Annotated in this window: 19 protein-coding genes; 2 read left to right on the top strand and 17 right to left on the bottom strand. The window is 51.4% G+C overall.

All coding sequences use genetic code 11. The features are described 5' to 3' along the window. Window positions 1-19: 19 nt before the first annotated feature. The 9 genes from KJS69_RS18245 to KJS69_RS18285 form a co-directional block, all read right to left on the bottom strand. The gene (locus KJS69_RS18245) at window positions 20-925 is read right to left on the bottom strand and encodes a carbohydrate ABC transporter permease (protein WP_249730585.1); all 906 of its coding nucleotides are present in this window, start codon (window positions 923-925) and stop codon (window positions 20-22) included. 4 nt (window positions 926-929) lie between these two features. After that, window positions 930-3,488 carry a DUF5696 domain-containing protein gene (locus KJS69_RS18250; protein ID WP_213585224.1) on the bottom strand — a complete coding sequence of 853 codons (2,559 nt, stop codon included), beginning with the start codon at window positions 3,486-3,488 and terminating at the stop codon, window positions 930-932. Between the two features lie 3 nt (window positions 3,489-3,491). Further along, a complete protein-coding gene (locus KJS69_RS18255; protein ID WP_249730586.1) occupies window positions 3,492-5,555 on the bottom strand; it encodes a YIP1 family protein in 2,064 nt (687 codons plus the stop codon). Window positions 5,556-5,574: 19 nt separating this feature from the next. Continuing rightward, window positions 5,575-6,444, bottom strand: a complete 870-nt coding sequence (locus KJS69_RS18260; protein WP_213585225.1) for a carbohydrate ABC transporter permease — start codon at window positions 6,442-6,444, stop codon at window positions 5,575-5,577. A gap of 5 nt (window positions 6,445-6,449) precedes the next feature. Then, on the bottom strand, window positions 6,450-7,337 hold the full coding sequence (locus tag KJS69_RS18265) for a carbohydrate ABC transporter permease (RefSeq protein WP_249730587.1): 888 nt from the start codon (window positions 7,335-7,337) through the stop codon (window positions 6,450-6,452). Between the two features lie 14 nt (window positions 7,338-7,351). Continuing rightward, window positions 7,352-10,249 (bottom strand): extracellular solute-binding protein, encoded by a 2,898-nt coding sequence (locus KJS69_RS18270; RefSeq protein WP_213585226.1) that lies wholly within the window; start codon window positions 10,247-10,249, stop codon window positions 7,352-7,354. Window positions 10,250-10,351: 102 nt separating this feature from the next. After that, the gene (locus KJS69_RS18275) at window positions 10,352-11,692 is read right to left on the bottom strand and encodes an extracellular solute-binding protein (protein WP_213585227.1); all 1,341 of its coding nucleotides are present in this window, start codon (window positions 11,690-11,692) and stop codon (window positions 10,352-10,354) included. Window positions 11,693-11,921: 229 nt separating this feature from the next. Next, complete coding sequence (locus tag KJS69_RS18280) at window positions 11,922-13,130, bottom strand: alpha amylase family protein (protein ID WP_213585228.1); 1,209 nt, start codon at window positions 13,128-13,130, stop codon at window positions 11,922-11,924. 58 nt (window positions 13,131-13,188) lie between these two features. Next, window positions 13,189-14,766: an FAD-dependent oxidoreductase gene (locus KJS69_RS18285; RefSeq protein ID WP_213585229.1), complete on the bottom strand. Its 1,578-nt coding sequence runs from the start codon at window positions 14,764-14,766 to the stop codon at window positions 13,189-13,191. A gap of 402 nt (window positions 14,767-15,168) precedes the next feature. On the opposite strand from KJS69_RS18285, the gene KJS69_RS18290 reads away from it, so the two are divergent. After that, the gene (locus tag KJS69_RS18290; protein WP_249730588.1) at window positions 15,169-16,104 is read left to right on the top strand and encodes a helix-turn-helix transcriptional regulator; all 936 of its coding nucleotides are present in this window, start codon (window positions 15,169-15,171) and stop codon (window positions 16,102-16,104) included. Window positions 16,105-16,257: 153 nt separating this feature from the next. Here KJS69_RS18290 and KJS69_RS18295 read toward each other — a convergent pair whose 3' ends face one another. The 6 genes from KJS69_RS18295 to KJS69_RS18320 all read right to left on the bottom strand — a co-directional run bounded on the left by KJS69_RS18295 (window position 16,258) and on the right by KJS69_RS18320 (window position 22,872). Then, entirely contained in the window at window positions 16,258-16,725 is a 468-nt protein-coding gene (locus KJS69_RS18295; protein ID WP_374706670.1) for a GNAT family N-acetyltransferase, read from the bottom strand. 561 nt (window positions 16,726-17,286) lie between these two features. Continuing rightward, window positions 17,287-18,225, bottom strand: a complete 939-nt coding sequence (locus tag KJS69_RS18300; protein ID WP_249730589.1) for an AraC family transcriptional regulator — start codon at window positions 18,223-18,225, stop codon at window positions 17,287-17,289. 83 nt (window positions 18,226-18,308) lie between these two features. Next, entirely contained in the window at window positions 18,309-19,502 is a 1,194-nt protein-coding gene (locus KJS69_RS18305) for an acyltransferase family protein (protein ID WP_213585231.1), read from the bottom strand. Between the two features lie 142 nt (window positions 19,503-19,644). Next, window positions 19,645-20,433, bottom strand: coding sequence for a carbohydrate ABC transporter permease (locus tag KJS69_RS18310; protein WP_306434416.1), 789 nt, complete (start codon window positions 20,431-20,433; stop codon window positions 19,645-19,647). A 125-nt stretch (window positions 20,434-20,558) separates the two neighbouring features. Then, entirely contained in the window at window positions 20,559-21,500 is a 942-nt protein-coding gene (locus KJS69_RS18315) for a carbohydrate ABC transporter permease (protein WP_213585233.1), read from the bottom strand. A gap of 67 nt (window positions 21,501-21,567) precedes the next feature. Then, window positions 21,568-22,872: an ABC transporter substrate-binding protein gene (locus tag KJS69_RS18320; protein ID WP_213585234.1), complete on the bottom strand. Its 1,305-nt coding sequence runs from the start codon at window positions 22,870-22,872 to the stop codon at window positions 21,568-21,570. A gap of 480 nt (window positions 22,873-23,352) precedes the next feature. On the opposite strand from KJS69_RS18320, the gene KJS69_RS18325 reads away from it, so the two are divergent. Further along, window positions 23,353-23,838, top strand: coding sequence for a GyrI-like domain-containing protein (locus KJS69_RS18325; RefSeq protein WP_213585235.1), 486 nt, complete (start codon window positions 23,353-23,355; stop codon window positions 23,836-23,838). Between the two features lie 206 nt (window positions 23,839-24,044). Here KJS69_RS18325 and KJS69_RS18330 read toward each other — a convergent pair whose 3' ends face one another. Beyond that, window positions 24,045-24,839, bottom strand: a complete 795-nt coding sequence (locus KJS69_RS18330; RefSeq protein WP_213585236.1) for an ABC transporter ATP-binding protein — start codon at window positions 24,837-24,839, stop codon at window positions 24,045-24,047. After that, window positions 24,839-25,798, bottom strand: coding sequence for an ABC transporter permease (locus tag KJS69_RS18335; protein WP_283777474.1), 960 nt, complete (start codon window positions 25,796-25,798; stop codon window positions 24,839-24,841). Before KJS69_RS18335 ends, KJS69_RS18330 begins: the two co-directional genes overlap by 1 nt.

Here is a 25,798-nt window from a genome sequence, read left to right on the forward strand (position 1 = left end):
ACACTTCCCCCCCTTGAACCTAATCATAGTAAAATACCCGTTTGGAAATGACATATGTCGAAAGGATCAAAATGACAGAGATGACAAGAAAATATATCCACGACATCGCCGCACTGACGCCAAAATCAAAGCGGGTAAAAGCCGCATCCTGTATCATGCTCGTTACGCTGTTACTATAGAAGGAATCGACAATCGTATAGACGACATTCGTCAAAATGAGCGGCGAGATCATCGGGAACGTGATCTTCCAGAATGCTTCGTAGCCGGTCGCTCCCTCTATCTTGGCTGCTTCATACAAGGAGGGAGAGATGGATTGCAAACCGGCGAGAAAGATCAAAATCTGCACCCCCGAAGAACTGACGATTTGATAAATGCGATCGACGGCGCCGGTCAAATATTGGACAATTTCGATGCTCATTCCAGCCTGGAGAAGAATCGGCGCCATTTCCAGGCTGCGAAGCCCCGAATAATTGCTTTCCACGTCCTGGCTCGCCGAGCCGATCATCTGCGCCAGAATGTTGCCGCTATCCAGTTTGGCAATCACCCCGGAGGCCAGAACGACCGGCAGAAAAATAATCGCTCTGGCAAACATCCTTCCCTTGAATTTTTGCGACAGCAAACTCGCAGTAAACAGGCTGAAAAAAATGATCAACGGCAAATTTAAAGCCATATTCGCAACGGCGTCGGTCAAATTGCGAATAAACCAGGCATCGACAAAAAATACATGATGAAAATTCGCCCAGCCGACAAAGTCCAAAGAATATCCGGTTGCCTCCACCTTCAATTTATGAAAACTGAACAAGATCGACTGATAGAACGGTATGGCCATCAACAAGACAAATCCGAGGAACCATGGGGTGACAAACAGCATGCCCATTCTGGCTTTCCTGCGTTCCAGGCTCAATGTCCGCTTCTTTTGTGCCATGCCATCACCCCCCCACCGCATAGTGACCGGCTTTGACCGTCATTCCGTCAATTACGGCGTCGCTGCCGCCGTAATTGACGATGATGAACTTGCCGTTCTCATAATCCATCCGGTATATGCCGTCCGCCCGCTTGCGGTGACGGATCATCTGCTGTCCGCGCACGGCTTTCAGCACATTGTTGACCTCGGCATAAGCGGTCGCAGCCTCATCCAGCCAGTGCTCATAATAGTGCGAGTTCAGATCGTCATGATGCGTATCTTGCAAAATCGAAGGCTTCTCATAGATCAGGCTATAATATACCGAAGAACTCTGTTCTATCGCTTGCAGCACATTCGTGCGCAAATTTTGATCGTCCGCGACATTAAACGGCTTCCCAGCGTAGTCAACATATCCGTGAAGCACCATCTGATAGAAAGGAACCGATTCGCTGGCAAGCTGGAAGGCATTGCTTTGCTGCGGCGCATTCAGAATATGTTTGACATACGGCAGCAAGTAAACATTGCCGCCGCTCACCATCACGCTGCCGGTTTGCTCCCCGATTCGCTTGACCTGTTCTGTAACGATATGCTTCGCCGCTTCCCGGGTCACTTCGCCATTGCGGCGAAAATCAGAGTACAGATCGGAACCGAGATCGCGCAGCGACACTGCACCCAGTTCCAGCTTCCCATACTGCTTCAGGAACCGCCCCACGACATCTTCCAGCGCGTTCGGAGACAGCAAGTAATAGGAGGGCAGGTGATGGTCTTTGCGATAAGTCGCCAGATTATACGGATAGATCTTCGTGTATTTCCGCGACATATACTGGGCGGCCTGTTTGGATACGCTGAATCCGCCCGAGCTGCGGTACACTTTCGCCAATGCGACATCCGGGTACAGCGCCCCGCCGCTACGCTGCAATCGTTCATCGATTTTCTGCCATTGGTCCAGGCTCCCCACGCTTTGCTCCAGACGGATTTTCGCCGGGAAGCCGTGAAGCAGGCCGCCGCTGAACCAGCCCTTGAAATTGACGTGAATGTTCGCCACCTGACGCTCATTTAACTGATCGATCAACTGTGTCGTCTGCGCGGCGGTCGTCAGCGGAACGAGCGCTTCATACGGAAACCCCAGCATATTTTTCTCCTTCATGATGCCTCCGACCAGTTCCAGGTAAAAAGGCGTATCGCTGTCCGCATCCAGCTTCTGCAGCCCGTAACGCTGCGTCAGATAGCTGCGGTAGTACGCCGCCATCCCGGAATAATCTGCGTCATCGCCGTTCAGCAACGTATAGCGTACTTGCAGGCGTCCCTGATACATCTGCGCCGGGGTCTTGATCATCTCCTCGGTTCTGCTCAGTTGGATGCTGTCCCGAGGCATGACAACGAACTGCGCGGATACCGTATGATACGGAAACAGGCGGCCGGCCACATCGGCGGCAAGCCTCGCGATCCCGTCCCCTGCTTCAATGATCGCGAACAAGGCGGCATCCTGTCTCTTCATGCCGAATACCGGCATCCGGCTCGCTTCAAGATAAGTAGATTTCTCCTCTGCGCTGATCGCCTGGTCCTCGCCGTATAAGGAAAGCATGATGGGCTGCCCGGACGACTTGGGGCTGTTCAGATCAATAATCGCGCCCGAACCGTCCGGCAGAAAAATATAGCCTTCATCCTGCTCGCCCGCCGCGCCGAAGTAATCCAGCAAACCGATCGAATGCAGGCGAGAATGGGGTGAAACGCCTTCAATCGCCCTTGTATCGATGAAAGCGACCAGTTGATCCCCTTCAAGCCTGTACTCCAGCGTGACAGCATATTGCGGTTTGGAACCGCCGCTGCCGCCATCCTGTCCGTGTTCGGCCTGATCGTAAGCAAGATCTTCTTCCGTATAACCGGCTTTTTCGAAAAGGGCGACAATCTTGTTCACCACCACCTTCGGAATTTCCCGCCGTTCGTAAATTTGCTCCGCTTCGTTGAAGCGATACCGCGACAAAAGCTGCTCCTGATCGTCAGTGTCCTCCAATTGCTGCAACAGCTTTTCCTCGAAGCGCTGCTTGCTGAGCTTGGCCGGCAAGGAATCGATGCCCTTCTCCGGATCGCCGAAGCGATACGTCACGGTCACGTGTGTATCCGCATACTCGATTTCAAATTGCCCATGCTTGACGCTATCGTTATAACTATCATATTCCTGCGTCTGTCCGTTGTGGGTCAGGTAAACCAGAGACACTTGGGACAACAGCTTGCCGGCCAGGTAAGGCGACAACTGATCCGTCTGCGGTTCCGGCGGATTGGAATACCACACCTGGCCGCTATACTTGTCGACGACGGCCATTTCAGCCGTGCTGCGATTCATGTATAGCCGCAGGGAGTCGCTTTCGATCGCGGGTTCCATGCCCGGAAGCTGCGGCTCCGCATCTTTGGCGGATCGCCATGTCTTGGCCGATTCCGATTCTTCGACCTGCACAGCGTCGGATAGGGGGCTTGTCGCCGCATAATCCGGACGGATATCCGCTTCCTTGCCGCAAGCGGCAAGCATGGCAATGACGAACAGCATGGATAAGATCGCCGATAGCTGCCGACTGCAAACTTTCACATCTTATCCCTCCCCGATTCTGAACATGATTTCCTTGTACACTGTCGTCAGGAAAGACAGCATTTGCTGCAGCAAGCTGAAAAACAGCAAGCCAAGGAAGACGAAAATCCCGATCACGACCATCGTGAGCAGCATCGTCACGATCGTTTTGGTTACCGTGTATTGATGCACAGTCAACATCCCGACAAAGATGAGACCGGCGCACCAGAGGAGCGCGATCGATTCAAGCATGGCGTAGAACGTGCCTTCCTGCATCGTAATCATATTCGACAATGCGATCAGCGGAAGCTGCACGAGCACTAACGGCACCAAGGCGTAACCCGTTGCCACAACGATCTCTTTGAACTTGCCCTCACCGTCCATCAGCGTCGTTAACGACCAGTTGGCTATACACCACAGGAAGAAGGGCAAGACGATAAACTTGACTTCATCAAACGTATTTACGGACTGCGAAGCATGAGGATTAAAAATAAATCCGGTATACTGCCGCTTCAGCACATAGAACAAGGATAATAGCAGCAGAATCAGCAGGGTAAACCAAACTTTGCCCTTCTTCTCGTACTTTAACTCCCAGAACCCTTTAAAAGGGTGAAATATCGTATACCAAGCCATTCCGATCGTGCCCGTCTCCGCTGTTTTCCTTCTTGTGACCATGCGCACAGCGACGATGATCCCGGCCAGACCGATCAGTCCGGCTGTCGCGATCTTGTCGAAATGCTCCCACATAAATTCTTTCCGGTATCGTTCGAACGCCCGCGAATAATAGGCGCGATGCATACCGAGCCGGAAATTTTCCATCGCCTCATAGTTGTTGCCGCGCCGCAACTCCGCTTTGCCGATGCCCAGATACGCCATTTCCAGATTGCTGTTTAGAGTCAGCGCTTCCATCCAGGCGGCGACAGACGCCTCTTCCTGTCCGAGATCGTTATAGATCACCGCATCCCGAATCGCTTGACCGTATCTGGTCGGCTCGAAGATGACGAGATGGTTGAATCCTTTATCCAGCACAACAACCTGATCGCCCATCATATCGAGCGCCACAGGCGTCTTGAAATTTCCGACCTGTTCGCCAAGCTGGCCGAAAATATACATCAGCTTGCCTTCGCGGTCATAAGTAAACACCCGCCCGCGCCTGCTGTCCAGAATGTTATAGATCCCGTTGCGATCGATGGCGACATCGACGATCGTTGAGGTTCCCGGCCTCGTCCCGCTGGATGTAAACGAAATATCGCCCTTCGGGTGAAAGTAGCCGGCACGCTGCAGCACATCGATTCCCGAAGGATTCAGCCGCTTGACGGGATCGTCTCGATACGAATCGCTGCTCGTCGCGAAGATGAAGCCTTCTTTGTCAATGTCGACATTGGTGAAGTCTACCGGGATGAACAAAATCATTTTCGAACGTTGTTCCTTCGTCATGATCCGTTTCCAGAACAGATCGACCAGATTGAACGAAACCCGGTTCACACCCATAAACCCGGTAAATTTGCCGCCGGAATCAAATTGCATAATGCCTTCGAACACACCTTTGCCGACGACATACAACCGGTCGGCCGAATCAACGACGAGTTTGGACGGCTGATAATTGAACCCTTCGCTTAGAACATCCGCTTCCGGCGCGCCGATCTCCCTGACCAAGTGGCCTTCAGGCGTCAACTCGACGACACGCTTATGCCCGGTATCCGCAACATACAGGTGGCCGTTTCGATGAATAAAGATGCCCTGGGGATCCGAGAAGCCGTCCGGCCTCCCCCGGTTGACGAATGAGTCGATAATCCTGACGACATTCCAGTCGCCGTCGAGGCATACGATCCGGTTGTTCCCCGTATCCAGTATATAAACATCGCCGTTCTCCGATATGGTAAAGTCCTCCGGCGTCTTGAACGCGCCGATGCTTAGCTGCTCGCCGTCAATTTGGCGTACCGGCAAATACGGCGCGGGGGCCGGCCCGGCCTCTCCCCACCAGGAATAATTGTAACCTTCGTATGGCGCAGCGAATACCGGGACGGCCGTACCTGCCAACATCAACAGAAGCGGAAAAAGCAGCATATATTTTCGCAATCGATTCACATTAGCCTCCCCTTTCCGATCAGTCTTTCATGCCGGAGGTTGACATGGTCTGGATGACGCTGCTCTGCGATAAGATAAAGATGGAGATCGGTACTGAAAGCAAGAGCAAGGTAGCGGCCATCGATGGGCCCGTCCGTATAATACCGCCCGCCAAAATTTGATTGAATGCATAATCAATCGTCTTCAACTGCTCGCTATAAATATACATGGATCCTGCTGCCCCGCCGGCGCCCCACAAGCCTTGAAACGAAAAAATAATCAGCGTCAGCCAGGCGGGCTTCACAATCGGCATCACGATGTTCCAATAAATGCGAAATTCGCTGCAACCGTCGATCTGTGCCGCTTCCAGCAATGCGTCGGGTACCTGCTCCATAAACTGCTTCATCAAGTACAGGCCCAAAGAGGAGCCGATCGCCGGTATAATGACCGCCCAGTGCGTATCCAGCATTCCGAGCCAGGACATCGTCATGTAGTTTGTAATTTGGGTTACCGTTGCCGAGAACATCAGCGACAGGACGACCACGGTGAACAAGACGCCAGCGCCGGGAAACTTGCGCTTGGCCAGCGGATACGCGGCCATCGAGGCGATAATAACGTGTCCCGCGGTGCCGACGATCGCAATAAAAAACGTGTTAAATATATAGCGGGTAAACGGAACCCACGACCCGGAAAGCAAATAATACAAATCCGTAAAATTACTCAGCGTCGGGTTGTGCACAAAAAAATCGGGTGGAAATTTCAAAATTTCATTGATTGGCTTAAAAGCATTGTTGATGACGAATATGAGCGGCAACGCCATAAAATAGCCGACGATCGCCAGCAACAAAAACAGTATCAGGTCGCCAAACAAGGAGCGGCTCCTTTTCTTTCTGCGGTACAGCCATTTCATCTCAACTACTCACCAACCTTCGTTAGCAGCTTCCGCACGACGAGGTTCGAACCGAGCATCATCGCAAAAAGCACCGTCGCAATCGCCGAGGCGTATCCCATCTCAAAACGAATCGACCCATAGTCCATCAGATGGGTGACGACCGTATTCCCCGCGTACTGCACACTCGGAAACCCGGCCAGCGCAACCGCAACCTCGGCCACCGCGAAGGACGCCGTAATCTGAATGACCGCGCCGAACATCAGCATCGGTCTCATTGACGGCAGCGTAATATACCATAATTCCTGCCAGCGATTGCGGATACCGTCGATAGCGCCGGCTTCAAACAAAGTTTTATCCATACTTTGCAGTCCTGCGATAAAAGCAAGGAAACTTGTGCCGAGACTTAGCCATAGCTGCACGATGATAATAATCGTCATGATGTATTTCGGGTCCTTCAGCCACAGGATCGGCTCCAGGATCAGGCTCCACTTTAGCAGAAAGGCGTTCACATAACCGTACGAATCATTGCTGAACAATAGCGTCCAGACGATAAACGCACTGCCCGACAGCGAAGGAGCGTAGAAGACGAGTGTCGCGAACGCCCGCACCTTGGGCGGCAGCTCATTGATGATCCAGGCGAGCACGAAGCAGGCGATATAGCTGACAGGACCGGTGATCATCGCGAACAAGAGCGTGTTTTTCAAGGCGATCAGAAAGACGTCGTCGCGCACAAACAACTGCGCATAATTGCGCCATCCGACCCACTCGGGGAACTGGAGCATATTGAAATTCGTCAGGCTGACAAGCAGAGACAGAACAACCGGGAGGACCGTAAATGTGAAAAAAACGATAAAATACGGGGCGATCATGGCATACAGCGCCTTGTTCTGTTTGATTTTATTCCACAGCATCCGCTTTAGTCCCCCTATTCCTTTAGTGTCGGCAAGCCGAACTCCTCGCGCTTTATCGTAATTTCCTGATTGATCGTGCGCACGTAGTTTTCCAGCGTTTCGCGCGGTTCGCTGCCGTCGTTGTACACTTCATAGAACGCATTGTTCAAATGACGGTTCAGCGAGTAATCTCCGGGAACGGCCGGTCTTCCCCGCACCCATTCGAACTGATTCATCAGTTCGTTCAATTCTCTTGCCGACCAGGGCAGCCGTTCCAACGCCTGCAAATTCGCCGCAGCGTACCTGGCGGATTCGCCAAGAATCGCCTCCATCTCCCGGCCGAAGGTGACCTGGGCTTCCGCGTCCGTCCACCAGCGAATAAATTCCCAGGCCGATTGTTTATTGTTCGCCTTCTTAAACATCACCGTACCGCCAGCCGTACTTAGCGTATCCCGCCGAACGGTGCCGTCAGCCTCCCGAACACCGGGAAGCGGAGCGAAATTCCACTGGCCCCGGATTTCCGGCGCGAACACCGTCAGGAAATTATAGGTGGAATAATCGGCGATGCCAATTGGCATTTCCCCGGTTCGGAACCGGTTGATAAAGTCGAATTCCAGAGGCAGCTTGTAATTCGTATACAATTCCGTCCACTTGCCGAATGTTTCGGTGCCTACGTCGGAATCGAGTGCGGCGGCGATGCCGTCCCCCTGATAATACTGGCCTCCGTTTTGATACAACATCGTTTCAAATACAATCGTATGCGGCATCGCAAGCTCCATATTATGCTTTTGCAGCTCCGGAATGACCTTGTACATGTCTTCCCACGTATCGGGCACCGGAAGCTCGAGCTCATCCAGAATATCCTTGCGATAGAACAGCATCGGGAATGATTGCGTTTCCGGAATCGCGAATACGCCGTCCTGATACATAAAGCCGACGAACGCACTGTCCATAAACCTGCTACTCACCTGTTCAAAATCTTCGAATTCCGTCAAATCCTGCAGCGCGCCCCGCATTGCGAAATTGATGACATCCCCCATCGAGATCGCCACGTCGGGACCTTTGCCCGCGAGCGTCGCCGGCAAGATGACGCTTCCATTCACAAGCTGCAGGTTGACATGGATTCCGCTCTCGAGCGTAAACATATTGTCGATCATCGAGCGCAGCAGCTGAGCCTGATCCCGACCTGAAGCGACCCAGACCGTAATCTCATCCTCTCCGCCCTGGCCGGAGCCGCCGCTGCTGTAATCTTCCGAGAATGATCCCAAGAAAGACAACACCTCATGCTTCATCCTCCCGAACCATCCGCTTTCCGCCGGAGGCGTATCCACATCGGGCGATTTAAAAAACAAATAATCGATTTCCAGCGGTTGCTGGTTCACCGTCAATAGCCAAGTGCCGAGCGAGCTCACATTGTCCTTGAATTGCTTCAGACGGGATGTAATCGTCTCCGGACGCGAACCGATATCTTGCAACTGGTACGCCGTCGTGCGCAGAATCGTCGTGCTTCCGCTCGCCCCTCCGACCATCTCATCCATCCAATCCGCAGCCTGGTTCAGCACTTCGCTTTGCTCGGCAAAAATTTGCTCCAGTCCGGGAATTTTGCTTTCCAACTGGTAATCACGGAAAGGATCGGGCACGGTGCCGGTCAGCATGACGATTTGCAAATAGAGCATGTTCAGTTCCTGAATGCTCCTTCTCACCGTGCGGATGACGTCGGACAGCTCGCCCATCGTTAGTTCCAGCTTGATTTGGTGCGTGCCTTTCGGCAAGTAAAACAGGTACGGCTTGCCGTCCTCGCCGGGCAACCCCACTTGCCAGCCGCCGGCGTATGGGAACGGGATCGCTTCCGCTTCTTTAAACGGCACCTGATCGTTAATATAGAGCTTGCGCACTACGTTGATGCCTCTGGACGCATTTTGCTTATAGCGCAGCCCGAATTCATACAGTCCGTCTTCGGGAATATCGACTTCCCACGTGATCCACTGACCGGGTATTTTCCAGTTCACACCGCCGATCGTATTCATTCTGATCTTGGATACGTGATACGGTTCGGTTGCCGGACTGGTCCGGTCGTTGAGAGGATATAGCGAAGGGTTCGATTTCAGTACGGCATTCTCGCCCTGAATTTTCACAAACTGTCCGATGGTCGGCTCATAACCCGCTTGCTCGTATGCCTGCGCCACATCGGAATAAGGAGCTACCTGTTCTTCCTGATACAGCTGCAAATAATCTATAATCATCGGCTCCCTGAGAGAAACAAGCCCGATGGTGTGCTTGCCTGCAGAAAGATAGAAAGAGAAGGCCTCTTTATAATAACCTTCAGCATCTCTCACCACCGTCTCTTGCCATTGCGGATGTTCAACCTGCCCGGGACGAAGATCGTTGTCCCTGGAGTCACGCTCGATTTCCGGCAAACGATTGCCCCAGACGCGGGAAAACACAAGCCGGCTCGCCTCCTCAAACGGCGTTTCGCCGTCAATAAGCAGCTCCCGTTCAATCGGAGAACTGTTGCCTTCCACCGGGTAATAACGAATACCGAGATGATACAACCCCGATTCCTCGATGTCGATGTCCCAATAAATCGTGCCCGCCTCTTCGGTCAACACAACCGGTCCCGATGCGCCGGAGAACGATTCGATTCGGCTCGCCTGCATTCCTTCTGTTCCTGAATAGGCCTCCGCCCTGATGATCTGGCCTGCTGCCGGCCTTTTTTCTTCGGCATGCCTCGCCACGTATTGTTCGTATCGGTTTAAAGTTTGCGTTCCCGTCGGATGATCCGCAAAATGTGCTTTCGGTCCTTTGCCGGGTTCCAAAATAGGAGCAAGGCCGTTTGTCCCGCTTGCAGGTGCTAAAGAGGCGTACGTCAATACAAGAATCAGAGCGGAGAAGATGGTTAGGATGATCGTCTTTTTCTTGGAAAGCTTATTCACGCGAACCCCTCATTCCTGGTCTAATGGTTGATCAGGGGGATATCCGAATATCGGACCCTCCCCGATCCCAATGTAACAGCCTTCCATCAATAGGCGGATCGCCTATTTCGCATTCAGATTCGCATCGATCGAGTCTTGGGCAAGCTGCTTGTTTCTTTCTATCGCGGACTCCGGCGCCTCACCCGTGCTGGCCACGGACCGTCCGATATCGCCCAGCGCCCCTCCTAATGGCAGGAACAACGGCAGCACATAATCGGAAATTTCCATCATCACCTGAATATCTTTTTCGCTCGCGAGATTTTGCAGTTCGCTGCCTTCCCGCTTTATCTTGTCTGTACGGTCCCACAGTTGAAGCTCTTGCCAAATCGTTGCCACTTCTTTCGGACGCTTGACGTTGGCCGGCATATACCACATTTCAAAGTTCTCGATTGTATTGGAAAACTCTGTTGCTTTCGGTCCTTTCGGGAAAGGAACGAAGCCTTGCTCGTCGGTCATCTGTTTCCGGGTCGCCCCTTCCCAAAGCTCGCCGGTGACCATAGCCACTTTGCCGCTGGAGAACAATGTCTGGGAATCGGCATAATCGTCCGGACTGTTCTTTAGCGGCACCACGACTTTATGCACGTTGAACAGATCGCTCATGAAATGGAGCGCCTCTATCGTATTCGGATCGTCATAGGCGAATACATACTTGCCGTCGCGATGGTCAATCAGCTTTCCGTTATTCGAATAAATCCAGATCCGGGTGTTATTGTTCGCCAAGCCCCATTGATCGGTCACACCGTCACCGTCTGTATCCTTTGTCGCTTTTTTGGCAATATCGAGGAACGTCTCCCACGTCCAGTTGTCCTCGGCGATCAGATCATGCGGGTCCTTCAACCCTTCGCGCTCAAATAAAGTTTTGTTGTAATAAATACCGGAACCGGAATGTATCAGGCTTTTGAATCCGTACATTTTGCCTTCGAAGGAACCGACGTTTTTAATCCCTGCCGGCCATTTCGGGTCATCGAAGTCGAAATAATCGTCGACAGGAAGCAGCAGCCCCTGATTGATCGCCGGGATCGCCTGATAGATCACATAGTTGACAATTTCCGCTACCGGCTCGCCGGATAACGCGGCGTTGGCCACCATCGTCACATTCTCTCCCCAGCCGACCGTCACCCACTCGATGTTGACGTTATATTTCTCCTCCACTTCCTTCTGCCTCGCAAGCGCAAGTTCGCCTTCCTGGGTGTCCGGATCGGGCTCGCTCGCCCATTGCAGTATCCGGATGGTCTCGCCGTTCATATCAATATCCGCTTTTTCCTTCCCGGGTTCCTCTTGCTGGGCAGGCGGAGTTTCATTGTCCGACCCCATGCCGGCCGGCCCGTTCGATTTACTGCATGCGGCAGTAAAAATCAGGGCGAGTGCCAGCAGCATCATCGCTAACATTTTTACATTTTTCATCGTCTACCCCTCCAATTCATTATGTTCAATGAACCCCTGCATTGCATAAATCCGCACTTCGCTATTTGCGATTACGATGTTTGCAAAAGCTGCGGTAGCGCTTTCGAAATCCTGCTGCTCACCTCCCTGCAAGTTGTGATGCCGGCAAGCAGATAACTTGCCTTCCGATTGCCGGCAGAAGCCCGTTTGCCGCGACAATGCAATACGGGCTTCAGGAAAGCTCTGAATCTTATTCCAATAAAGTGGGAAGCAGATCCCACCAACGGTACTTCTCAACGTAACAAACATCGAACAGCATGACGCCGTGCGATTGCCCGCGGCATAGCCTGACCGCCTTCGCGAACTGGTCCGGATGATCTTGATAATCGTTCAGAAACAGACTGGCGAAAAGCGGGATCTGGCCATTCAGCGCTTCAAGGCTTTGTTCGATGCCTCCCTGCACGCTGATCCACGCCGCGTTCCCCCGGTCCACCGCCTCTTGTTTATAAACGTCGCGATAATAGCAGCCGGTCATCAAAAAATCGAGCTCGTCAGCGTATCCCGCTTCATGATACTGCGGCGAAGTCCAATCCAGCTGCGGTCTGTATGTCGTACTTGCCCAGTTGACCCCTTCCTGATAGTAAACCGGGTACCAGGAGCCAACATAGATGCAAAACAGCAGTTCCGGCTTGAGCGACTTGACCAGCGTTTTCGCTTCCCGGACAAAGCTTTTAATGTTCCTGGCCCGCCACTCGATCCACGCTTGGAACAGCTTTCCATGCTTGATGCGGCCGCCACCTTCATCTTCTGCGGTAAAAATATCGTCCGGCCAGCGCTCCACCTTGCAATCCATAAACCGCTCGAACTGCGTGCGGCTAAGCTCGCTGAAATCGCCGTAAATGTCTGGGTAACGGCAACGATCCAGCGTGATGCCGTCCAGTTCGTAGCCTGTTGCCAGCTCACGCAGAACGGCTAGTTGATGCGCTCGCACTTCCTCATGAATCGGGTTCACAAACAGACTGTCCTCCGTATATCGCTCCGCCGGCACATAATCAAGCGGCTTATCGCCCGATGCAGGCCGGACATAAACGACCTGCCAGTCCTTATTGTCGTATGCGGTGCCATCACGACTTCGCCGTGTTCCTTCCGCGAATACGTTAACATTGGCGATCACTTTGAGACCGGCCGAATGCGCTGTTTCCAGCAGCTCGCCCAAATAATCCCGGCCTTCCCAGGCAGCATGGCGTCCATCCGACCAGTTGCCGACATGAGGCGCAACCTGGCTCGGATAAGTCGCATGTCCGTACGGAATTTTGGCGTCCACGACAAGATGGGTGATATGTGAGCGCCGGGCGTTCGAGACGAGCCGCTGCTGTTCTTGCCGATCAGCCAGCCGCTTGGCATTCGCCAGAAAGTCCACCCATAAAATATTGGAGCCTTGTTCGATCGTTGTTTTCATGTCCAGCCTCCTTAAGCGTTTCTGCAAGAAACGCACATCGTAATAGGGAACCCGGTATTTATATGCCTTCCATGTCATCCGGCCAATGGATCTCAATGCCTTGCTGCACAATCAATTGTTGATAACCATGCAGATGGCTTTTATTCGCGCGCACTTCATGTGGCGTAATGCGATGGCGGATCGCATAGGAAACCAGCAAGCCGACCGCTTCGCCGATGTTCCATTCTGTCGGATGCTCGCGATAGCAGCCGTTGGAAATGTGTGTTGTGCCAATATTCTTGCATGCCGGCAATACATTCTTCATCCGGACCGGAAGGAGCGACCCGAGCGGAATTTCGTAAGGCACCGAAGGAACGTACAACTGGCGGCCCGATCTGATCGTCGGATGCAAGTCAAGGTAATAGCTGCCCACCCCGACGCTGTCTTCATAGCGCTTGATGCCAAGGCTGCCCCGCAATTCCCGGCTGACGTCATGCTCGGTGATCGTATACAGCGCTTTGATACGCCGGGATTCACGGATGTACGGAGACTTGGCCAGCCCATCCTCCGTGCCGAGCACGTCGCCGCGCAGCCTCAGTCCGGGATATCCTTTTCCCCCGTCGGGACACGGCGCTTCGGTCTGCATCCAGTAAACGAGCGACAGACTTAGTTGTCTCGCGCCTTCCAGATGCCGCCGCTGCTCTTCCTTCGGCACATCAATAATCGAGCCTAACGGATAATCATTCTGACTCCAGTTCACCAGTGTGATATCGCTTTCATACAGACTGTGAGCAAACAGGCTTCGATCAATAATCCTGCGATAAGTCCACAGCGGCATTCCGCCGCAGCCATCCGGCATAAAAGGCCTTTGCCGCCACTGATGCGCGTGGTTCACATCGGGAATATACCAGCTCAGCAACGGATATTGAGAAAATTCGGGAATATAGCTTTGCCAATAATCGTATTGCTCCGGCTTATCAATCGTGCAATGAGCGCCTTCGACATGATCCAACGCAAACACATAAGTCATCGGCTGCATATCCAGCGGGTCGGCTTCGTCCGCAGCATGCGGTTCCCCGGTTGCGCTTTTGGCTTCGGCGCCTGTAACGTATTCCACACCGGCCAGCGGCAGCAAGTCCCCGCATTCCGTCGCGTCGATAAAGTACAACCCCCGGAGGCTTAACGGTTGCCCAGTCGAAATATGTTCGACTGTAACGGTCTGAACCCGATCTTCCTGGACGGCGGCTGTGGTCACGCGATAGCCGTAATACACGAGGATACGCCCGCTGTTGACGTACGGTGAAAGCATATCCTCAATGACCCGCAGCGATACCCGCGGTTCGTGGCAAAGCCGGCTGACCCAGCCATTGCCCGGATTTAGCTTGCTGCTGGTTTGCGCCTCTTCCGTCAAAGGGTAATTGTCCTTATAATACTGGCGCACCCGATTGCGAAATTGCCGGTATGTATTCGTACAACCGAAGCTTTCAATCCAAGGGTGTTCATCCGGCGGCACCGCCTGGCTGGTGAGCTGTCCTCCAAGCCAGTCCGTTTCTTCCGTCATGATGACCGTCAGCCCCATCTTCGCGGCGGACAAAGCCGCCATGCAGCCGCCGAGGCCTCCGCCCAGTACGATACAGTCCGCTGTTCGCTCATTCATATTCGTTTCCACTCCAGTTAACAGCATTATGATAATTAGTATCCAAACACTCGCCAGAGGTTCGACCCGGAAATTCTGTTTTGAATCGCTTCCAATTCCCGGTTCCTTTCTGCAAGTTGCTGCTATTATAGCAACCCGCGTGTCGACATCACTATACATTTCGGCACTAAACTTTTTAACTATCGTCCAAAAAAATACTCCTTCTATTTTGAACCAAAAATACATATGATAGAGTAAAGTTAATTTCCCGATCCTCTTTGCAGCTTATTGTACCGGTAAGTGGCTGGCCTCTTTGCCGTGGCAATGAATGGATGAAGCCAGGCTTGCTCTGTCAGTAGGAGATTGTTTTCATTATTGGTTACGATCTGAAAGAAATGTACTTAGATACATATGAGGTGATCCATGATGGGCATTTCCGAGCTGGTTGTCAACGGTATGTTGGAGTATTACGAAGATGGGGTCCGGGTGTTCCACTCCCGACTGGAAATGAAGAAGAACATTCCATTCAAGCTGTATAAAATTACGCAAAATTATGCTAGTCTGGGGGACCACAAGCACGACTATGTACAAATCTGGTATGTGAAAAAGGGAGGCATCATCCATACGATTCATCAGAAAAAATATAAGATGGTCGTCGGCAACCTGTACGTCATTCCTCCTTTTGTCGTTCATAGAGTCCATATGAATCCGAATCATGAAACGGAAATTATCGGTTGCGAGTTCCTCCCCCATTTCATTAACGGCCAGTTCAACGAAACATTCGAATATTTGTTTCTCGATGAGGATCGGGTGCATTCCAAGGTCGCCTTCAGCGGAGAAGCCGACTTGCAGGTGCAGCAACTGCTCGAAGGCATGCTGCAGGAATACAACACGCAAGGCCCGAATTATGAACTGATGATCAAAGGCAGCTTACTGATGCTGCTCGGGCTGACGATCAGGGAATGGCAACGGGCGCCGCTTGCCCAGCTCGACGGGAAAATGCGGAGGCATAAGGAATTTATGGAGGGCGTGATCGAGTACATACATGATCATTATAGAGAGGATATCAGGCTGGAGGACATTTGCCGGCATGCGCTCATGTCGAGGACGTATTTCTGCGCTCTATTCAAACAGTACACGGGAAAAACATTTCAGGAATATTTGATCGACTTTCGTCTGCGCAAATCTATGGAAATGCTGCTGTGCTCGGATATGAGCATTACCGATGTTTGCTTCCATGTCGGATTTAACCACTTGACTCATTTTTCGCGAATGTTCAAAAAGTATACCGGCGTCACTCCACTCTACTACAAAAAGCACGCCAAGTGCCATCTTGCGGAAGAAAGCATGAAGACATAGGTCCGTTTTTATGCAATAGCCCGCTTTTATGAATAGGCGGCTGGCCGAAAACTGTCGATAATCGCAGGAAGCACGGAGCAATTTAAGGAACGGCAGCAGCCATTAATCAATAGCTGCCAGCCGCTCACGTCCGGCACATAAACTGGCTCATGCTTATCCTTCGCCATTATGCACGTCTTGGGCCAAGCGAATCATATCCCGGCACGGAATGCCGTTCTCCATAATCTCCATCGGGTAATGCCTTGTGAAGAAATCCCGGTCCACTCCTGTAATCCGGAAGCCGCATTTCTGGTAGAGCGCCAATTGAGCCACACTTGAATTGCCGGTCCCCACTTCCATCGTTCGGGCTCCTTGCTCCCTGGCGGTTCGGACGGCATGAAGCACCAATCGCTTGCCTATCCCGCATCCATGCCTGCTCTCCTCTACCGCGACATTAACCAGTTCTACCGTTTCCGGACGGGTGGGAATGAGCACATAAACCCCGATAACCGAACCGCCTTCCTCGGCCACATAGCACTGCCCTCTTCCAAGATACCCTTCCACGATGTCTCGCGACGGATCGGCCAGCAGCAGCAATTCCATAGGCGGCTCTTCTCCGCTTCCAAGGGCGCGGATGATTATTTTGTTCATAGTATAGTCATCTCCTCAACAATGACTATACCAGAAGCGGATCGTACCGGAAAGAAACGGTTAGTACTAGTCTTTTTTCGGAGAATTCCACCTCAAATGTATGGAACATTCCACCCAAAAAAGTTTGGGAGAACGCTACAAGGATGAATATCATTTTATCAAGATAAAAAACCTCCTCCCACTGAAAAACTGCGCAGCTAACCTTATAAAGGAAAAGTGAGGAATGCCTCCTTCACTTTATTTCCCCCACGGCCCCCTCTTTTATGATTGGCAAGTGCAGCTATGCAAAAGACTGCTGAAGTGCATCTTTTTTGAGAGAATACTTGAGTAGTTGGATTAAAGCCCGCAATAGTACATCTTTTTGCTTGTTGAAGCAGGGATTCAGCCATTCGGAAAGAGAATTCATGTATTTTCGCAGGCTTTTCTTTCGAGCATCTCCATTCGTTTCATAAATTAATGTAGTATCGCAGTAATTTAGGTTCGTCCAATCAAACAAGGGAGGAAAACCGATCATCCCTCCACCAAGTCAGGCTGTCCCGAAAAACCCTAAAGCTATTCCTTCATAGCATTCTTTTTATAATAGGAAGGCGATACTCCCGTATGCTTCTTGAAAATCCGGGAGAAATACGTCGGATCATTGAACCCGACCCAGAAGCAGACATCGGTAATGGACAGGTCGGATAGCAGCAGCAGCTCGGTCGACTTGCGAACGCGAAGATCAATTAAATATTCGTTAAACGTCTTGCCCGTGAAATATTTAAACAGATAACAAAAATACGTTTTGGAAAGCATGGCCAGCTTGCAAATTTGCTCCAGCCGGATCTCCTCCTGGTAGTGATTATGTATATATTCCACTGCTTTGGCGATCACGTGGCGGTATTTATGCAGCTTGACGTCCATCCCCTGCATCGATTCCTTCGTATACTCCCTTATGATAAGCGACAGCAGCTTGAGCAAGTTTCCTTTGAGCAGGAGCTCAAAATAAGGCTTCTGCTCGGAATATTCCTCGAACATTTCCTCCAGCAGCTTTTTCACTTCCAAATCGTTGCTCCCGGTTAAGGCTACCTTAGGAATAATCTCGTTCTCATCAACCAGAAAATGCTCCAAATACGCAAAGTCAAAAAAATCTTTGGAAAAAGGAAACTGCCCGAACCGGTCGTTAATAAAGTGAGGGAGAAATTCGCACCCGATAATCTGCATCTGCTTCCCGGGGACGATTTCCACCCGATGGACCGCGAAAGGAGGAATGACAAATAAATTGCCTTGAACCATTTTGTACTTTTTTCGATTGACGGAATGGAGAAACTCACCCTTCAGCACATACCAGATTTGAAAATAATCATGGGTATGATCGTAAATATTACCGAATTTTTCATCGATTTTATACAATTTGCACGGGTTGTTCTCCAGAAATTCGATCTTGGAATGAAAGAAAATCACTCCCTGCTTCGATAATTCGTCGTGCTTCTCATTAGCCCATACATAGTTCAAGTTCATCACCCGTTCGATGATTTTTGTTCTAAAGAGCACTACTAGGCTTGCACAAGCGGCAGACACCGAAAGAGCCGAATATCCTAGGACTGACGAAAGGACTTCGAACCGGATTGGGAGGTCCCGGAAGCTCGCGGGCGGTTCGTTCGAAAGCTTATCCGGGACAGCAGCCGGACGATAGGACCGTCCACACCGGCATACATCAGATGGGAAAGAACAAAAATCAGCGGCAAGGAAGCTGCAGTGGTAAGAAGAACGTTCCACCCGTAGACCAGCCGTTCCGATAAGTGAAGGAACAGCAGGCTGGAAAAACTGCAAAGCACGGCAAAATGAACCAAATACAACGAAAAGGACACGCGCCCCAAATATTCAAGCGGTCTGCTGGCAAATATTCTCTGTCCGAGCCGGCTGCTCAGCATGACAGTCAGAAGGAGGAAGGCGCCGATCGTACGATAGGCAATCGCGTTGGTGAATAACGCCTTCCCGAGAGGAAGCCAGCCGTAAACCGTACCGGCGGGATCGACATAGGGATAGGAGCCTAAATAAATTCCGGCTGCGGCCAGACAGGCCAAGGCTGTCTTGGAATGGATGCGAACTCTGCTCCCGGCCCGGAAGTTCTCCAGATCGCTAAGCAGCAGTCCAAGCCAGAAGCCTAAATAGTAGGAATCGTGAAACCACAGGATTCCCGCCAGATAGACCGGGTATCGCAAGCGAGAGGTTCCTGCGGCCAGCAGAACCCCGAAGACGATGAAGGAGCCGAACAGCTCATAAGTCATCGTCCACAGAACGGGATTGTACGCCATGCCGTAGGTAAAGAACGTATGATACAAGCCCTGCTTAAGCAGCTCGGGAATACCCGGCGTTACCGTATATGGATCCGGCATCGTGGCCATCGTCAACCCGCGAACGTCGGCGTAATACCCCCACCCGTTCATCATAACGAGATAAGCCAGCAAAACCGAGGCCAAAGCCGGCACAGCCAACCGAAAATACCGCTTGAAGAAGCTGGCCAGCACCATTCGTCTATCCCTGGTACGGAAAAATTTATAGCTAAGCACATACCCGCTCAAGACAAAAAACAGACAAACTGCGAAATTACCGTTAAACAACAGGTTGAGGGGGGTCTTGGGCACCCCCCGGTCCCATGCGAAATGGGAAAGCTCAGGCCGGTTCTCGAACACGGCCGGGACGAATACCTGCAAATAATGGGCGATAACGACAGCCAGAGCGGCAGCCCCGCGCACTCCATCGAGGTAAGTCACTTTATTGCCTTTCACGTGCCAGTCCTCCCTTATGTCAAACAAACCCCGGTCACCCCGGGGTTTGTTTGAACAGTCTGTATATTCCGCCTGCCCTGCTTCCGACCGAATGCGGTGCCAAGGTCATCCGCATGATATAACGGAACGGGTTATGGTTCGTTTACTTGAAACCGGTAAGTGCCGAACCGGCTTTCATGAAATATTTCTGGCCGAAGAAGTACAAGAGCACCATCGGTATGGTGAAGATTGCGGACGCCGCCATGAGCAGCTCCCATTGAGCCCCGTGATCCTGCAGGAATCCTTGCAGCCCCACGGTAATGGTCCATTTGGCATTGTCGTTCAAATAAATAAGCGGCCCCATAAAGTCGGTGTAGGTCCCTACGAAAGTGAACAGCACGATGGTCATCAGCGGAGGCTTCAGCATCGGCATAATAATCTGAATGTAGATGCGCGGCTCCGACGCGCCATCCATCTTTGCCGCTTCGGACAATTCGCGGGGGATTCCCATCATAAACTGCCTCAGCAGAAAAATATAGAACGGGGCCCCGAAGAAGCTGCCGATCGTCAGCGGCAGGAACGTGTTGACCCATCCCAGCTTTGCAAAGATGATGTACACCGGGATCAACTGGACCTGGGCGGGCAGAATCATCGTCGCAACGACCAGCGAAAAAATGATGCCCCGCCCTTTCCATGGAACCTTGGAGATGGAGTAAGCCACGAGCGGAGCCGAAAATAATTGGCCCGCGATATTGATAGCGCACAGCAGCAGCGTATTTCCCATATAGCGAAAGAAAGGAATTGCTTCGATAGCCCCTATATAATTGCTCCAGTGCCATTCCTTCGGAAAGAAGGAAGGAGGAATTCTGAAGATTTCCTCCGGAGTTTTCAACGATGTCAAGAATAGCCAGAGGAACGGAAACAGAAATACGATTCCAAGAAGAGCAAGCATGACATGCGGTATAACGGGATTGTTCAGTCCGCCTGCCTTCCGGGAGGAACGGGCTTGCCGAGGTCTGCCTGATTCGGGAGGAGCAGAGCGATTCGCCCCTGCTCCTGAAGGTAGTGCGTCCATAATCATTCCCCTCCGTAATACACCCAGCGGGCGGAAGTTTTGAGCAGCACCATCGTAATCAGAACGACGATGACGAACAGAATCCAGGCCAGCGCGGAAGCGTAACCCATCTTCAAATACATAAACGCCGTCTGATACAAATACACCGAGTAGAACAATAAAGATTGATCGGGCCCCCCCAGGGTTCCCGTATTGCCTCCGGTCAGAATGAAGGATTCGGTGAAGATTTGGAAAGCGCCGATCAGCCCCATAATGAGCTGGAATAAAATAATGGGCGACAGCCCCGGCAGAGTAATATGGCGAAATCGGTGCCACATGTTGGCCCCATCGATCGAAGCCGCTTCATAAAATTGCCGGGGGATACCCTGCAAGGCGGCCAGGAAAATAAGCGAGCCGGCGCCGGAACCCCACAGTCCCATCAGAATAAGCGAGGGCTTGGTGAAGGCCGGGTCGAGCAGCCAGGCCGGGTCAGGCAGACCGAGAGCCCGCAGAACAGAATTGATGATCCCGTAATCGGGGTTAAGCAGCCAGGTCCACAGAATGGCATTGGCCACCACCGGAATAACCGCAGGCAAATAATACACCGTCCGGTAAAAAGCGATCCCCCTGACCTTGATATTGAGCAGTTGGGCGATCAGCAAACTGCTGATCAGCCCAATCGGCATGGCAATGAATGCCATATAGAAGGTATTCCGCAGCGATTTATAAAAGCTGGAATCCTGCAATATTTCCTTATAATTGCCCACACCTACCCACTGCGGAGGATTGAACAGATCATAGCTCGTAAAGCTGAAATACAGGGATCCGAAGAACGGATAGACGGTAAAGGCAAGGAACCCGATGATCCACGGCAGGGCGAAAGCCAATCCGGTCCAAAATATGCGTCTTTCCTTCCGTGTGCTCCGCCTCACGCCTATGGATGTGCCCAGTGCGCTGCTTCTCATGAACGGTCTCCTTTCTTCTTACTTTTCCAGGCTTGCTTATTGACCGTTCCGGTCTTTGCATCCGCTTCTAGAGTTGGACCAGAGGCTGGATTTTCTCTTTGATCTGCTTCAGCCCTTCGTCGATCTCAACCTTTTCTCTCAGAATATCGTTAAATCTCTTGGAAATTTCGTCCATATATTCGTTCATAAACGGCAGGGACGGGAAGGCGCCCATATTCGGGCTTTTGGCATACTCGGTAAATTCTTTAAAACCGGGAACATCGTTGTAAGCCGGATCATCCAGCGCCGAAACCCGGGTCGGCAAATTGCCGATGGCCGCCGTGAATTTGACCATCTGTTTTTTCTCCGTTAGCCATTTTAAAAACTGCCATGATTCTTCGGGATGCTTGGCGCCTTTAGGAATATAGAACACACTCGTGTTAATGTTGCCTGCATTTTTCAATTCCGGTTTGGATTCATCATAAGGAATCGGGGCAATGCCATAGTTCAGATTCGGAGCGAACTGCTCGATGAAAGTCGGGAGCCACTCCCCGTCGATGGCCATCGCATATTTACCGGCGAACAGCGGATTTTGGGCCGATTGATATTTGCCCAGTGAAGCGGAGAACCGGTCCAGATTTTCGCTTCCGAATTTATCCCACAGCTCTTTGGAGAGCTGAACCGCCTGCCTGAAGCCCGGGTCCTCCGGGGTGACTTCTTTCTTGTTCGGATCCCAGAACTTGCCTCCGAACACTTGAGTGAATGTATAGGCGTCCGTACCGGGCCATAGGCCGAGCCGCTCCAGCCGGCCGTCTTCTTTGATAACACTCAGCTTGTCTATATACATCTTTAAATCGCTAACTGTCTCCGGAGGGCCGTCCAAGCCAGCTTCCTGCAGCAGGTCTTTATTGTAGAACAGCATCGACACATGCATTGCAATAGGCAGGGCGTAAGTCACACCTTCATATTGTGCGGTGGACAGGGCTGACGGTACAAAGTCATTCAAATCAACCTGATCCCGCTTGATATATTCATCCAGCGGCTGCATCGCCCCCTTGACTCCCCAGGACGTCACGTTCTGCCCGAATTGAGAAGCCAAATCAGGCGGATTTCCTCCGGTTATGGCGGTCAGCTGCTTTTGGTAATCACTCTGGCTGAGCCCTTTCACCTGAATATGGTCATGAGTTTCGTTGAATTCTGTGATCAATTGTTCAAGTGCCTCTCCTTCGGGACCGGTCCAACCATACCAGAAGCTAAGCTCCACCTTCTTTCCCTTTCCATCCGTTCCGGAATCGGACGTTCCCCCCTCTCCGGGTTCCTTGGCGCCTCCTGACGAACAAGCCGCTGCGGAGGCGAGAACAGCAGCGCTTAACAGCATGGCAACTTTACGCATGGGATGACCTCCTTCATTTTAGAAATTCACCGAAGATGCCTTTTTATGATAACGCATACAATCTTGATTTGTTTGGACAATAATTCATCAGACTTGGAAAATTGTCCAAATTTGGTTTATTTATGGTTTATTTTCTACTTAGCGGACATTCCTACGAGGGCTTCTCCCGCACTTCCCGGTGCTCTAATCTTTCTCCGGTCGCCCGTGGATTTTTGTCCGAATGGCTCAGCAGTTTTGGATACGCGAGTGAATGGCTGGGGACAAATACAAAACGGATAAAATATGGTAATATAGAGGAGATTTTGAAGAAAGGAGGGGTAGATTCTATTTTTGCGACCACTTGCTTCATCTTTATTTGAATTATATGACATTGGAAGCTTTGATCCAGGTAAATTGCTCGCTATGACAATCCATTTACACAAGAACATTCGTTTGGTGTTATATAGAATAACAACAACTACTTAGAAGGAGATATTGTATATGACCACTCCCAGAATAATATCGAAAGGGGAAATCCGGTTCGTCGGGATAAGCGCGCGGACTAGCAATCCACGCGAAGCCTCGGGCGAGGCCTTGATTCCGGGTCTTTGGCGGAGATTTTATGAAGAGCGGGTAGCGGACCGGATTCCTCATTCATTGAACCCTGGCGTCACTTATGGAATCTATACAGACTACGAGAACGGAGCCTCCGGAATGTACACTTTAATGATCGGCTGCGAGGCCGGTTCGAACGAGCCTGTTCCCGAAGGAATGGCCGCTTGTACGGTGCCTGCCTCGAAATATGCGGTGTTCACAACAGAAAGAGGAGAGATTTCAAAGATAGTCCCCCGGCTCTGGCAGGAGATTTGGGAGTGGGATCGTTCCCATTCCCGGCGTTCTTTCACCGGCGACTTTGAATATTACGACGCAAGATGTCAAGACCCTGCCAACGCCCAGGTTGAGATCTATATTGCCCTTAATGAATAACCGGACATGTCATGGTTCTAACGGCGTCTGAAAGAAGTAAAGCAGTATACCGTCTCCCCACAAGGAAAGAAGCCTCTCTCCACTTTACGGTGGTGTAGGAGGCTTCTTCGCTTAAAATTGGGGGGCCGATCGTTCAGTCCGTTGTGGGACGCCCCCCTTCGATATAACAGGACTATACGGGTTGTGCCGGTTTCTTTAATAACGGGTTACCCGAGAACAACCCGGTCATCTGCCAGCTTTTCCCCGCGAATTCTTTCAAATTCGTGCAGCAGCCTTTCTACCGTCAAGCCTTGTTTTTCTTGGGCGGGCACATCGAGAATGATGCGTCCTTTATCCATCATAATTAACCGGTTGCCCAGCCGGATCGCCTGCTCCATATTATGAGTAACCATTAACGTCGTTAATTGGGACTCCTCCACGATCTCCTTGGTCAAGCGCGTGATCAGCTCTGCACGGGATGGATCCAACGCGGCTGTATGCTCGTCCAATAGCAGAATATCGGGCTTGGTAAAGGTCGACATCAGCAAGCTGAGCGCCTGTCTTTCTCCTCCGGACAAAAGCCCGACTTTAGCGGTTAAACGATTTTCCAGCCCGATTCCCAACCGGTGAAGCTGCTCCCGGAACAGGGCCTTCTTCTTGGAGTTCACACCCAAGCTAAGGCCACGGCCTTTATTTCTGGCATAAGCCATCGCCAGATTCTCCTGGATGCTCATATTCGGGGCCGTTCCAGCCATCGGATCCTGGAAGACCCTGCCGATCCATCTGCTTCTGCGATGCTCCGGAAGCATCTCGACCGACCTGCCGCCAATCTGGATTTTCCCTACATCCGGTATCAGTACACCGGAGATCATGTTCATCAGAGTCGATTTTCCCGCTCCGTTGCTTCCGATAATGGTGACGAAGTCTCCCGGATTTAGATGAAGATTAATTTCCGATAGAGCAATTTTTTCATCAGGGGTTCCCGGATTGAACAATTTCGATACCTGCTCCACTCTCAGCATTATTGTCCACCTCCGTTTACAGTCTGCCCCACGCCATCCTGATCCAGCTGCATAATTCTTTTTCGAGCCAGCGATTTCATTTTGAAAGAATTTCTAAGCATAGGCAAGGTTAACGCCAGGATAACAATTAGCGCCGTCAGAAGCTTTAAATCTGTCGCCTTCAACCAGCTCATTTGCAAGCCGAGCGCATAGACAAAGCGGTAAACAATGGAGCCCAGTACAGCCGCTAAGGTAGCTATGATTACCCTTCTAGCCCCGAATAACGTCTCTCCGATAATGACGGAGGCCAGTCCGATAACAATCATCCCTATCCCCATCGTCGTATCTGCGAATCCGGATTGCTGCGCAACCAGCGCCCCGGACAAGGCCACCAATCCGTTCGATAAGCTGACTCCGGCAATAATCGTCGTATCTGTATTGGCGCCAAAGCTGCGAATCATTCGGGAATTATCGCCCGTCGCCCGTATAGCCAGTCCGAAATCGGTGTAAAGAAACCAATCCAGCAGCAGCTTAACGATGATAACAAACACGGCCATTACAATTATGAGATTCCAGGTGGGACTCAGAAACGGGATAATCTTCCCGACATTGCTGAACAACGTTTCCTCACCCAATAAAGAAATATTAGGCTTGCCCATAATTCTTAAATTAATGGAATATAAGGCAATCATCATCAATATCCCGGACAGCAAGCCGTTAATTTTGCCCTTCGTGTTCAGCAAACCTGTACATACACCGGCAAGCATTCCGCCTGCAAAAGCGGCAATCGTCGCCAATACGGGAGAATATCCACTCGTAATCATGATGGCGGCTATTCCACCGCCTGTCGTAAAGCTGCCATCCACCGTCAAATCCGGAAAATTCAATATTCTAAACGTAATATAAACCCCAAGGGCCATTAGAGCATATAGCAGCCCCAGCTCTATGGAGCCAAAACCAGCCGATAGCAATCTTTCTAT

The sequence above is a fragment of the Paenibacillus sp. J2TS4 genome (assembly GCF_018403245.1).
In the GTDB taxonomy this organism is placed as follows: Bacteria; Bacillota; Bacilli; order Paenibacillales; family NBRC-103111; genus Paenibacillus_L.

Bases quoted from the DNA above. Each gene is read 5' to 3' on its own strand.
- KJS69_RS18245 (WP_249730585.1), bottom strand. From the start codon at position 925: ATGGCACAAAAGAAGCGGACATTGAGCCTGGAACGCAGGAAAGCCAGA.
- KJS69_RS18260 (WP_213585225.1), bottom strand. From the start codon at position 6,444: ATGAAATGGCTGTACCGCAGAAAGAAAAGGAGCCGCTCCTTGTTTGGC.
- KJS69_RS18265 (WP_249730587.1), bottom strand. From the start codon at position 7,337: ATGCTGTGGAATAAAATCAAACAGAACAAGGCGCTGTATGCCATGATC.
- KJS69_RS18275 (WP_213585227.1), bottom strand. From the start codon at position 11,692: ATGAAAAATGTAAAAATGTTAGCGATGATGCTGCTGGCACTCGCCCTG.
- KJS69_RS18280 (WP_213585228.1), bottom strand. From the start codon at position 13,130: ATGAAAACAACGATCGAACAAGGCTCCAATATTTTATGGGTGGACTTT.
- KJS69_RS18285 (WP_213585229.1), bottom strand. From the start codon at position 14,766: ATGAATGAGCGAACAGCGGACTGTATCGTACTGGGCGGAGGCCTCGGC.
- KJS69_RS18290 (WP_249730588.1), top strand. From the start codon at position 15,169: ATGATGGGCATTTCCGAGCTGGTTGTCAACGGTATGTTGGAGTATTAC.
- KJS69_RS18310 (WP_306434416.1), bottom strand. From the start codon at position 20,433: ATGCTTGCTCTTCTTGGAATCGTATTTCTGTTTCCGTTCCTCTGGCTA.
- KJS69_RS18315 (WP_213585233.1), bottom strand. From the start codon at position 21,500: ATGAGAAGCAGCGCACTGGGCACATCCATAGGCGTGAGGCGGAGCACA.
- KJS69_RS18320 (WP_213585234.1), bottom strand. From the start codon at position 22,872: ATGCGTAAAGTTGCCATGCTGTTAAGCGCTGCTGTTCTCGCCTCCGCA.
- KJS69_RS18325 (WP_213585235.1), top strand. From the start codon at position 23,353: ATGACCACTCCCAGAATAATATCGAAAGGGGAAATCCGGTTCGTCGGG.
- KJS69_RS18330 (WP_213585236.1), bottom strand. From the start codon at position 24,839: ATGCTGAGAGTGGAGCAGGTATCGAAATTGTTCAATCCGGGAACCCCT.